This window comes from Fusicatenibacter sp., from assembly GCF_050872605.1.
Lineage (GTDB): Bacteria > Bacillota > Clostridia > Lachnospirales > Lachnospiraceae > Fusicatenibacter.
Genome location: NZ_JBNMHD010000058.1, coordinates 1 through 11,314, shown reverse-complemented (window position 1 = coordinate 11,314; position 11,314 = coordinate 1). Strand labels below are relative to the sequence as shown.

Sequence of the window (11,314 nt, the reverse complement as noted above, 5' to 3'; positions counted from 1 at the left end):
GCTCAACTGTGATGCAGACAGCATCAACGAAGATACCTCTTTTAAAGATGATCTGGGCGCAGATTCCCTGGATCTCTACGAGATGGTTATGGCATTAGAAGACGAGTACGGAATTGAAATCGACACAGACGAACTGACAGACCTTTCTACCGTCGGCGATTTTATGGAATATATGAAACAGCACGGCGTAGAGGTCTGAAAAAGAGCGTTGCCGCTGGCAAAAGTGGAATGATGGTACAGCTCGGAAGAAACGCCGGGCTGTTTTCCATTCTAAATAAATGGCGGAAAGGAACAGACAAAAGGATTGTTCCAGAGAAACCAGAAATCAGGAGAAAAGAAAAATGAGTAATGTAAAAACAAGATTTGCACCGAGCCCGACAGGCCGGATGCATGTAGGAAACCTGCGTACTGCCCTGTATGCGTATCTGATCGCAAAACACGATGACGGAACCTTTATGCTCCGCATCGAGGACACCGACCAGGAGCGTTTCCAGGAAGGCGCACTTGATATCATCTACCGTACCTTAAAAGAGACCGGTCTGGTACACGACGAGGGACCGGACAAAGACGGCGGCTGCGGCCCGTACGTACAGAGCGAGCGTAATGCAGCAGGCCTGTACCTGAAATACGCAAAACAGCTGGTAGAGCAGGGCGATGCCTATTACTGCTTCTGCGATGCAGAGCGCCTGAGTCAGTGCAGACGTAACGTAGGCGGAAAAGAAATCTCTATCTACGACAAACACTGCCTTGGTCTTTCCAAAGAGGAAGTAGAGGCCAATCTGGCAGCCGGCAAACCGTACGTCATCCGTTTCAATATGCCGACCGAGGGAACAACCACTTTCCATGATGAGATCTACGGAGACATCACCGTAAACAACGAGGAGCTGGAAGACCTGATCCTGATCAAATCCGACGGATATCCGACCTACAACTTCGCAAACGTCATCGACGACCATCTGATGGGCGTAACTCACGTTGTCCGCGGTAATGAGTATCTGTCCTCATCCCCGAAATACAACCGTATTTACGAGGCATTTGGCTGGGAAATTCCGGTTTACGTACACTGTCCGCTGATCACCAACGAGGAGCATCAGAAGCTGTCCAAACGCTGCGGCCATTCTTCTTATGAAGACCTGATCGATCAGGGCTTCTTAAAAGATGCCATTGTCAACTTCGTAGCCCTTCTTGGCTGGAGTCCGGAAGGAAACCGCGAGATCTATTCTCTCGAGGAGCTGGTGAAAATCTTCGATTACCACCACATCAGCAAATCACCGGCCGTTTTCGATATGACAAAACTCCGCTGGATGAACGGCGAGTACATGAAGGCAATGGACGACGAGAAGTTCTACGAGATGGCGCTTCCGTACATCCAGAAGACGATCCACCGTCCGCTCGATTTCAAGAAAATCGCAGCCATGGTAAAAACAAGAATCGAAGTATTTCCGGATATCGCAGATCTCATCGATTTCTTCGAGGAAGTTCCGGAGTACGACGCTTCGATGTACACCCACAAAAAGATGAAGACAAACGAGGAGACTTCCCTTGCACTTCTGCAGGAAGTAAAACCGCTGCTGGCAGCACAGGAAGATTTCAGCAATGATGCTCTCTTTGAGATGCTCAGTGCATTCGGAAAAGAAAAAGGATACAAGACCGGTTATATCATGTGGCCGATCCGTACCGCTCTTTCCGGAAAACAGATGACACCGGCCGGCGCAACGGAAATCCTTGAGGTTCTGGGAAAAGAGGAGTCTCTTGCCCGCATCGACAAAGCGATTGAGAAATTATCCAAATGATATATAATGATTCACAAAAAAAAGCGGTGATGCATACTGCCGGCCCCATGATGGTCCTTGCCGGACCGGGGTCGGGGAAAACCGCGGTGATTACGGGGCGGACCTGTCAGCTTACAGCAAGCGGCATTTCCGCCTCTCGTATTCTTGTCGTAACGTTTACGCGTGCGGCGGCAAAAGAGATGAAAGAGCGGTATTTGAAGGCGGCAGGGAAAGCGAGTACCCAGGTCACCTTTGGAACGTTCCACGGGGTATTCTACGCGATCCTGCGCCATACCTACCGTATGTCCGGCAACAATATTCTAAGCGAGGAAGAGAAAAAGCGGCTGATGCGCGAGCTGGTCAACCATTATGCCAGAGACCTGGAGGAAGAAGATCTCGAGGAAAATCTGGCGCGCGAAATCAGTACCGTGAAGAACAATCAGATCCCGCTCGAACATTACTATTCCGCCTGCATGCCGCAGGAAAAGTTCCGGGAAATCTATGAGGCGTATGAGAAATGGCGGAAAGAAAACAAAAAGCTCGATTTCGATGATCTGATGGTGCAGTGCAAACGTCTCTTTCTGGAGCGGCCGGAGGTTCTTTGCGCCTGGCAGCAGAAATTCCAGTATATTTTGATTGATGAGTTTCAGGACATCAGCCCCGTGCAGTATGAGATTGTGCGGATGCTGGCTCTGCCGGAAAATAACCTCTTTATTGTCGGGGATGATGACCAGTCGATTTACCAGTTCCGCGGGGCAAAGCCGGAGATCATGCTGAATTTTCCGAAGGATTACCCGGGCGCGGCGCAGGTAGTGCTCGATAAAAATTACCGTAGTACGGAATTTATCGTGAAGCGGTCCCAATGCCTGATCCACCACAACAAAAAGCGGTATGAAAAGGCGATTTCCACCGACAACGAGAAAGGTGCTCCGGTTGCGATCCGGGGATACAAGAACCCGCGGGAGGAGATGCGCGCCGTTGCAGAGGAGCTGCGGGAGGCGGAGAAAAACGGCTGTCCGTATGAGGAGATGGCGCTGTTGTTCCGTACGAATCTTGGCTGCCGTACCGCAGTAGAAGAGCTGATGGAAGCGCAGATCCCGTTCCAGATGCGGGATGCCCTGCCGGATCTCTACGACCACTGGATTGCCAAAGATCTGCTGACGTATCTGAATCTTGCGATGGGAAGCCGCAAACGCGGTGAGTTCTTAAAGATTGCCAACCGGCCGAACCGTTATCTGTCGCGGGATGCGTTTGAGGAGGCGGTCGTTTCGTTCGATGCACTTCTGGAATATTACGAAGAAAAAGACTGGATGTGCCAGCGGATCCGTAAACTGGAGCAGGATATCACGACGCTGACGCATTTATCGCCGTTCGGCGCGGTCAATTACATCCGCTATGCGATCGGCTATGAACAGTATGTGAAGGAATATGCTGCATACCGCCATCTGAAAGAGGACGATCTGATTTCCGTTCTGGACGAGCTGCAGGAGGCGGCAAAGAGCCAGAAAAGCATCGAGGGCTGGTTTGCGCATATTGAAGAATATCAGCAGAAGATGAAGGAAAAACAGAAGCAGAGGGCAGAGAGTGCGGAAGGAGTCACCGTTTCTACACTGCACAGCGTCAAGGGCCTTGAGTACGACAAAGTCTATCTTCTCGATGTCAACGAGGGCGTAATGCCGTACCAGAAAGCAGTCCTTGCGGAGGCGATCGAGGAGGAGAGGCGGATGTTCTACGTCGGAATGACGCGCGCCCGGAAGGAGCTGACCCTCTGCTATGTTGAGGAGCGGTTTGAAAAGAAAGTCGAGCCGTCCCGGTTTCTGGACGAGGTGATATCGTAAATCGTAAGCGTTGTGCAAATCGGCAAAAATAAATTTTCTAATTGATAAAATTTTAACAAATAAAACATTGACAAAGTTTTAACAATAAAGTATAGTAATACCTGTAAGCGGGAACAATAAAACAACCGCAAAGCGAGGAGGAAATCATTATGAAAATTTTATTTTACGATACCCAGAACTACGACAGAGAATCTTTCGACCGAACAAAAGAGCAGTTTCCGGAAATTGAAGTGGAGTATTTAAAAACCGGCCTTGCTGCAAGAACCGCTTCCCTGGCAAAGGGATACGATGCCGTGTGCGCCTTCGTAAACTCCGATGTCGGAACGAAAACCGTAGAAGCACTGCATGAGGCAGGCGTCAAGCTGATCCTGATGCGCTGCGCAGGTTTCAACAACGTAGATTTAAAGACAGCTGCAAAATACGGCATTGATGTGCGCCGTGTACCGGGCTACTCCCCGGAGGCTGTAGCTGAGCATGCGATGACACTGGCCATGACGGTCAACCGCCACATGCATAAAGCATATACAAAGGTAAGAGAAAACGACTTCAGCCTTGGCGGACTGATGGGATTCAACTTCTATCAGAAGACCGCCGGAATCGTCGGAACCGGAAAAATCGGTGCAGCCATGGCGAGAATCTGCCGCGGCTTCGGCATGAAAGTTATCGCATACGATGTATACCAGAACGAATCCTTAAAAGATTTCGTTACGTATGTAACTCTCGATGAACTGCTGGCCGAGAGTGATCTGATCTCCCTGCACTGCCCGCTGATGGACAGCACATACCACATGATCAACCGCGAGAGCATCAAAAAGATGAAAGACGGCGTGATTCTGGTCAATACGTCTCGCGGAGGTCTGGTAAAGACAGACGATCTGATCGAGGGAATCCGTGCAAGAAAATTCTTCGGCGTCGGCCTTGACGTATACGAGGAGGAGACCCCGAACGTATTCGAGGACCGTTCCGATGAGATTCTGGAGCACTCCACCACAGCACGTCTCCTGTCCTTCCCGAATGTTATGATCACTTCCCATCAGGGATTCTTCACCGAGGAAGCACTGCGTGCGATTGCAGAGACCACACTGCAGAATGCACTGGATTTCGAGGCAGGAAAAGAGACCCCGAACATTGTCCGTGCATAATGGAGATCCACTAGAAAACAGTTATCTTATAAGAGAACAAGAGACAACCCATTTTCGGCGGGTTGTCTCTTTTAAATTATGAGAAAATAGTGTATGATGGTAGATAGCAGAAAAAACGGCCAGAGAAAAACACTGGCCGGATACAAAAGGAGAGCAGGATTTTATGGACTGTAAAGAAGCAGAAAAATTAATACAGCCATACGTGCAGGGAAATATGCCGGAGAAAGAGATGGAACCGTTTATTTCCCATATCCGGAAATGTCATACATGCCACGAGGAACTGGAGACATATTTTATTGTGAACCGTGCGATGGCATATTTCGAGGATGACGCGCCCGATTCCTACAATCTGACAGGACTTCTGGAACGCGATCTGGAGAAAAAAGAGGAAGAAGCGAGACACCGCCGCTATAAAGATACGTTTTTCCGGGTGCTGATGCTGATTCTCGTTCTGTTTCTGATACTCCTGGCTCTGCACTATTTTGAAGTGATAGAATTACCCTGGCTGAAAGGATTATTATGAGTGATAAAATCGTATTACTGGACGGACACAGTATTCTGAACCGGGCTTTTTACGGCGTACCGGATCTGTCCAATGCAGAAGGCCTGCACACGAACGCCGTATATGGATTCCTGAACATTCTGTTCAAAATTCTCGATGAGGAGCAGCCGCAGTACCTCGCCGTGGCATTTGACCTCCATGCACCGACATTCCGCCACAAGATGTATGACCAGTACAAGGGAACGAGAAAGCCGATGCCGCAGGAGCTGCGCGAACAGGTTCCGGTGATCCAGGAAGTGCTCGCAGCAATGGACATTGAGATTGTCACCAAAGAGGGCTATGAGGCAGATGACATCCTCGGAACACTCGGCCGCAAATGCGAGGCGGAGGGCATGGAAGTTACGATCGTGTCCGGAGACCGCGATCTGCTGCAGCTTGCAACGGACCACATTCTGATCCGGATTCCAAAGACCGTGAAGCGTGTGACGACGATCGAAAATTACCACACGGCAGAGGTGCTGGAAAAATACAGTCTTCTCCCGAAGCAGATCATCGATCTGAAAGCACTGATGGGCGATACCGCAGACAATATCCCGGGACTTCCGGGCGTCGGTGAGAAGACGGCGACAAAAATCCTGCTGCAGTATGAGACGCTGGAAAATGCGCATGAACATTTCGAGGAGATCAAACCGAACAAGGCAAAAGAGGCGATGCGCGATCATTATGATCTGGCGGAATTAAGCAAAAAACTTGCAACGATTGATACCGACGCGCCGGTGGAGCTCGACCGTGAAAAAGCGGCGCTCTCGAATTTTTATACGCCAAAAGCGTATGAGATGTTCAAACGTCTGGAGTTTAAAAACCTGCTGGGCCGCTTCGAGGAGACGAATGCAGAACCAGAGGATGCCGTCTTTCTGCGCACCGTAACGGATTTTTCCGAGGCAGAAGAACTCTTTGAAACCATCGCGAAGGAGAAGAAGGCAGGTGCCGCTCTTCTTACAGAAGAAACCCCGAAGGACGGACCGATGGCAGACCGGAGCCGTTCCCTTGTCGGTATGGCAGTTGCATATGGAAGCGGAGAGCCGGACGTCGTCTACTTCCCGGCAGAAGGATTCCTGACCGGCGATTATTTAAAAGAAAAGCTGGCCGAACTGCAGAAACAGATTCCGGTTTTCTGTGTCATGGACGGAAAAGAGTTTCTGAAGGATGTGCCGGACGCAGACGAAGCCCATCTGTTTGATGCCGGAATTGCCGCGTATTTATTAAATCCATTGAAATCACAGTATTCGTACGATGATATCGTAAAAGAGTACGTACACCGCTACGTGCCGGCAGTGGAAGAGATCTTCGGCGGAAGTAAAATTCCGGCTGCAGGAAAGATGACGCCGGAACAGCAGGAGTCCTATGCGGGCCATCAGGCATATGCCGTGTTTGCAGCACAGGAAAACATGGAAAAGCTGCTGAAGGAGCAGGGCATGTGGGATCTGTACCGGAATGTGGAGATTCCGCTGGTGTTTACGCTCCGTCAGATGGAAGCGGAGGGAATCGCCGCAGAAAAAGAAGCACTTTCTGTTTACGGAGCCGAGCTGGCCGAGCGGATCGGAGAGCTGGAAGCACAGATCTACGAGGAGGCCGGTGAGGAGTTCAACATCAATTCCCCGAAACAGCTCGGTGTGATTCTGTTTGAAAAGCTGCAGCTTCCGGGCGGCAAAAAGACCAAGACGGGTTATTCCACCGCCGCAGATGTGCTCGAAAAGCTCGCACCGGATCACAAACTCGTTGCCGATGTTCTGGAGTACCGTCAGCTTGCAAAACTGAAATCGACGTATGCCGACGGTCTGCAGGCCGTGATCGGAAAAGACGGAAGAATCCACTCGACCTTTAACCAGACCATCACCGCGACCGGCCGCATCAGCAGTACCGATCCGAATCTGCAGAACATTCCGGTGCGGATGGAGCTTGGCCGTCTGATCCGGAAAGCCTTCGTGCCAAAGCCTGGCTGTGTCTTTCTGGATGCCGACTATTCCCAGATCGAGCTCCGCGTGCTGGCGCATATGTCGGGCGATGAAAACCTGATCGAGGCGTACCGCGAGGCGGAGGATATCCACCGTATGACAGCATCGAAAGTATTCCATGTGCCACTTGACGAGGTAACACCGTTGCAGAGAAGAAATGCCAAGGCGGTCAACTTCGGAATTGTCTACGGCATCAGCTCGTTCGGACTCGGACAGGATCTCGGTATCAGCCGCAAAGAGGCGGAAAACTATATCCAGCAGTATTTTGAGACGTATCCGGGTATCCATGAGTTTTTGAACCGCTGCGTGGAGGATGCCAAAGAGAAAGGCTATTCCGTGACGATGTTCGGACGCAGACGGCCGATGCCGGAGCTGAAATCGAGCAACTTTATGCAGCGGTCGTTCGGCGAACGTGTTGCGATGAATGCGCCGATCCAGGGAACGGCGGCGGATATCATCAAGATTGCGATGATCCGTGTGGCGAAACGGCTGAAAGAGGAGCAGTTAAAAACAAGACTTCTTCTTCAGGTACACGATGAGCTGCTGCTGGAAGTGCCGGAAGACGAGCTCGAAAAGGCAGAACAGATCCTCGAGGAGGAGATGACAGGAGCTGCACATCTGGCCGTCAAACTCGAGATCGATATGCATACAGGAAAGAACTGGTACGAGGCTAAGTAACAAGCAGTTTGTACCGGAAAGGATACAAAAGAATGAAAGTTTTTGGAATTACAGGCGGCGTGGGTGCCGGAAAAAGCGAGGTGCTCACGTATCTTGGACAGAATTATGATGCAACGGTGATCCAGGCGGACGAGGCAGGTTATCTTGTGATGCTGCCGGGCGGCGAATGCTATGGAGAGATTGTGAAGCTGTTCGGCAGACAGATCACCACAGAGACCGGCGAACTTGACCGGAAACGGATTGCCGAGATCGTTTTTCAGGACGAAGAGAAGTTAAAAGCCCTGAATGCGATCGTTCATCCGGCGGTAAAACGGTATATCAAAAAAGCCATTGCCGCCGCGGAAAAAGCAGGGACGGAATACGTCTTTGTGGAGGCCGCACTCTTAATCGAAGAAAAATATGATGAAATTTGTGATGAACTGTGGTATATTTATGCAGATGAAGAAGTCCGGAAGGAGCGATTGATCGAAGGACGCGGCTATTCCGAGAAAAAAGTCCGCGAAATCATGGCCAATCAGCTCTCCGAGGATGAATTCAGCAGCCACTGCGATTTTGAGATCGACAACAGCGGCGATTTTGAGGAAACAAAAAAACAGTTAGACCATAGGATGAAAAAATATGAAACTTTGTAGTATTGCAAGTGGTTCGAGCGGAAACTGCATTTTCGCGGGAAGCGAGACCACAAGCCTTCTGATCGATGCGGGCATCAGCGGAAAGCGCGTGGAGGCCGGGCTGGCTGTTCTTGACCGAAGCGCGAAGGAACTGGACGGCATTCTCGTAACACATGAGCATTCTGATCATATCCAGGGACTCGGTGTTCTGGCAAGACGGTATGGTATTCCGATCTACGCGACGGATGGAACAATTCAGGCGATGCAGCAGACAAAGAGTCTTGGAAAGTTCCCGGAAGGGATTTTCCACACGATTCACGCGGATGACACGTTTACGCTGGGCGATATCGCCGTACATCCGTTTACGATCTCCCACGATGCGGCAGAGCCGGTCGGCTACCGGATGGAATCCGGCGGGAAATCGATTGCGATCGCGACAGATCTTGGCGTGTACAGCGACTACACCGTGCAGAACCTGACCGGGCTGGATGCCGTTTTATTAGAGGCAAATCACGACGAGAACATGCTTGCGGTCGGACCGTATCCGTATCCGTTAAAACAGCGGATCGCCGGTGCGAAAGGCCATTTATCGAACCTGGCGGCAGGCCATCTCCTCTGCGAGATTCTGCACGATAATCTGCAGGAAGTGCTGCTCGGCCATCTGAGCAAGGAAAATAATTACGAGGCACTGGCCTTTGAAACCGTGGCCTGTGAGGTCACAACGGGTGATAATCCGTATCACTCGGGTGATTTTCATCTCGCTGTCGCTAAAAGAAGCGAAGTATCACCGTTAATTGAGGTTTAAGCATACATTTTTAGAGCTACATACCATGTTTTTCGCAAGGCCGCCATTACCGGTTTTTCCGGGGCTTTGACATAAAACCAGAAAAAGGAGAATGGAAACATGAAGAAGACAATTATCACTGTCGTAGGCAAGGACACCGTGGGCATTATCGCAAAGGTATGTAATTATCTGGCAGAGAACCAGGTAAACATCGAAGACATTTCTCAGACGATTGTGCAGGGATATTTCAACATGATGATGGTAACGGACGTCTCCAAGAGCGAGAAATCCAACGCAGAGCTTGCAAAAGATCTGGAGGAGCTTGGAAGTTCCATCGGCGTTGTTATCCGCTGCCAGCATGAAGATATTTTCAATATGATGCACCGTATCTAAAGCGAAGGAGAAAAACGACATGATAAATCTGTTTGAAGTAAAGGAAACGAACGAGATGATCGAAAAAGAGAATCTGGACGTTCGTACCATTACCCTTGGAATCAGCCTTTTAGACTGTATTGACTCCAATCTTGACAAGCTGAACCGCAAAATCTACGACAAAATCACGACGACTGCCAGAAATCTGGTTTCCGTAGGTGAGGAGATCGAGGGCGAGTTCGGTATTCCGATTGTAAACAAGAGAATTTCCGTTACCCCGATTGCCTTAGTCGGCGCAGCAGCCTGCAGAACCCCGGAGGATTTTGTGACGATTGCACAGACTCTCGACCGTGCGGCAAAAGAAGTCGGCGTCAATTTCCTCGGCGGTTACTCCGCTCTGGTAAGCAAAGGCATGACGACAGCAGATGAGCTTCTGATCCGTTCCATCCCGCAGGCTCTGGCGGTTACGGATTTTGTCTGCAGTTCCATCAACCTTGGTTCCACCAAAACCGGTATCAACATGGATGCTGTCAAACTGATGGGTGAGATCATCAAAAAGACGGCGGAGGCAAGCAAAGAGAACAACTGCCTTGGATGCGCAAAACTCGTTGTCTTCTGTAATGCACCGGACGACAATCCGTTCATGGCGGGCGCTTTCCACGGCGTAACCGAGGCGGATGCCATCATCAATGTCGGCGTTTCCGGTCCTGGCGTTGTCAAACATGCTCTGGAAAAAGTACGCGGCGAGAACTTTGAGGTACTCTGCGAGACGATCAAAAAGACGGCGTTCAAGGTAACGCGTGTCGGCCAGCTCGTTGCACAGGAGGCTTCCAAGCGGCTGAATATTCCGTTCGGTATCATCGATCTTTCTCTGGCACCGACTCCGGCGATCGGAGATTCCGTTGCAGATATCCTCGAGGAGATCGGCCTTGAGCACGCCGGTGCACCGGGAACGACAGCGGCGCTGGCACTTCTGAACGATCAGGTGAAAAAGGGCGGTGTTATGGCATCTTCCTATGTCGGCGGTCTCTCCGGCGCATTCATCCCGGTTTCTGAGGACCAGGGTATGATCAACGCAGTCAACGACGGCGCACTGACTATCGAAAAACTCGAGGCAATGACCTGTGTCTGCTCCGTAGGCCTTGACATGATCGCCATCCCGGGTGACACGAAAGCATCGACCATCTCCGGTATCATCGCAGATGAACTGGCCATCGGTATGGTCAACCAGAAAACAACGGCAGTCCGCCTGATTCCGGTCATCGGAAAAGGCGTGGGCGAGACCGTAGAATTTGGCGGCCTTCTTGGCTATGCACCGATCATGCCGGTCAACAACTTCTCCTGCGAGGCATTCGTCAACAGAACAGGAAGAATCCCGGCACCGATTCATTCGTTTAAAAACTAAAGAGAAAGCTGAAAAGCCGGCAGTGATCCTGAATGGAAAGGATCACTGCCGGCTTTTTTTACTTTATAGGAAAGTTCGACTTTCGTCGAACTCTTGAATAAAAATGCCCGCATAAAGGCGGGCATGAAAAGAAAACGACACTGTTTAAAAGATATAAAAACCTTCTACACCAGCCTCATCGGCAAATAAATCGTC

10 protein-coding genes are annotated in these 11,314 nt (G+C 50.5%); all 10 read left to right on the top strand.

The window, feature by feature from the left end; all coding sequences use genetic code 11:
- A partial coding sequence (gene acpP, locus ACY2VT_RS13335) for an acyl carrier protein (protein ID WP_461880222.1) occupies positions 1–199 on the top strand: 199 nt, incomplete at its 5' end.
- Between the two features lie 142 nt (positions 200–341).
- Entirely contained in the window at positions 342–1,793 is a 1,452-nt protein-coding gene (gene gltX, locus ACY2VT_RS13330) for a glutamate--tRNA ligase (protein WP_461880221.1), read from the top strand.
- On the top strand, positions 1,790–3,610 hold the full coding sequence (locus tag ACY2VT_RS13325; protein WP_461880220.1) for an ATP-dependent helicase: 1,821 nt from the start codon (positions 1,790–1,792) through the stop codon (positions 3,608–3,610). The genes gltX and ACY2VT_RS13325 overlap by 4 nt, the downstream gene beginning before the upstream one ends.
- Positions 3,611–3,759: 149 nt before the next feature.
- Complete coding sequence (locus tag ACY2VT_RS13320; protein WP_461874909.1) at positions 3,760–4,752, top strand: 2-hydroxyacid dehydrogenase; 993 nt, start codon at positions 3,760–3,762, stop codon at positions 4,750–4,752.
- Positions 4,753–4,915: 163 nt separating this feature from the next.
- A complete protein-coding gene (locus ACY2VT_RS13315) occupies positions 4,916–5,275 on the top strand; it encodes a zf-HC2 domain-containing protein (RefSeq protein ID WP_461880219.1) in 360 nt (119 codons plus the stop codon).
- A complete protein-coding gene (gene polA / locus ACY2VT_RS13310) occupies positions 5,272–7,947 on the top strand; it encodes a DNA polymerase I (RefSeq protein ID WP_461880218.1) in 2,676 nt (891 codons plus the stop codon). Before ACY2VT_RS13315 ends, polA begins: the two co-directional genes overlap by 4 nt.
- A gap of 32 nt (positions 7,948–7,979) precedes the next feature.
- On the top strand, positions 7,980–8,579 hold the full coding sequence (coaE, locus tag ACY2VT_RS13305; protein WP_117510320.1) for a dephospho-CoA kinase: 600 nt from the start codon (positions 7,980–7,982) through the stop codon (positions 8,577–8,579).
- A complete protein-coding gene (locus tag ACY2VT_RS13300; protein WP_055218850.1) occupies positions 8,566–9,363 on the top strand; it encodes an MBL fold metallo-hydrolase in 798 nt (265 codons plus the stop codon). The genes coaE and ACY2VT_RS13300 overlap by 14 nt, the downstream gene beginning before the upstream one ends.
- Before the next feature lie 99 nt (positions 9,364–9,462).
- Entirely contained in the window at positions 9,463–9,735 is a 273-nt protein-coding gene (locus ACY2VT_RS13295) for an ACT domain-containing protein (protein ID WP_022462719.1), read from the top strand.
- A gap of 19 nt (positions 9,736–9,754) precedes the next feature.
- Positions 9,755–11,119, top strand: a complete 1,365-nt coding sequence (locus tag ACY2VT_RS13290; protein ID WP_055218854.1) for a PFL family protein — start codon at positions 9,755–9,757, stop codon at positions 11,117–11,119.
- The last annotated feature ends 195 nt before the right edge of the window (positions 11,120–11,314 follow it).

Bases quoted from the DNA above. Each gene is read 5' to 3' on its own strand.
- gltX (WP_461880221.1), top strand. From the start codon at position 342: ATGAGTAATGTAAAAACAAGATTTGCACCGAGCCCGACAGGCCGGATG.
- ACY2VT_RS13325 (WP_461880220.1), top strand. From the start codon at position 1,790: ATGATATATAATGATTCACAAAAAAAAGCGGTGATGCATACTGCCGGC.
- ACY2VT_RS13320 (WP_461874909.1), top strand. From the start codon at position 3,760: ATGAAAATTTTATTTTACGATACCCAGAACTACGACAGAGAATCTTTC.
- ACY2VT_RS13315 (WP_461880219.1), top strand. From the start codon at position 4,916: ATGGACTGTAAAGAAGCAGAAAAATTAATACAGCCATACGTGCAGGGA.
- polA (WP_461880218.1), top strand. From the start codon at position 5,272: ATGAGTGATAAAATCGTATTACTGGACGGACACAGTATTCTGAACCGG.
- coaE (WP_117510320.1), top strand. From the start codon at position 7,980: ATGAAAGTTTTTGGAATTACAGGCGGCGTGGGTGCCGGAAAAAGCGAG.
- ACY2VT_RS13300 (WP_055218850.1), top strand. From the start codon at position 8,566: ATGAAACTTTGTAGTATTGCAAGTGGTTCGAGCGGAAACTGCATTTTC.
- ACY2VT_RS13295 (WP_022462719.1), top strand. From the start codon at position 9,463: ATGAAGAAGACAATTATCACTGTCGTAGGCAAGGACACCGTGGGCATT.
- ACY2VT_RS13290 (WP_055218854.1), top strand. From the start codon at position 9,755: ATGATAAATCTGTTTGAAGTAAAGGAAACGAACGAGATGATCGAAAAA.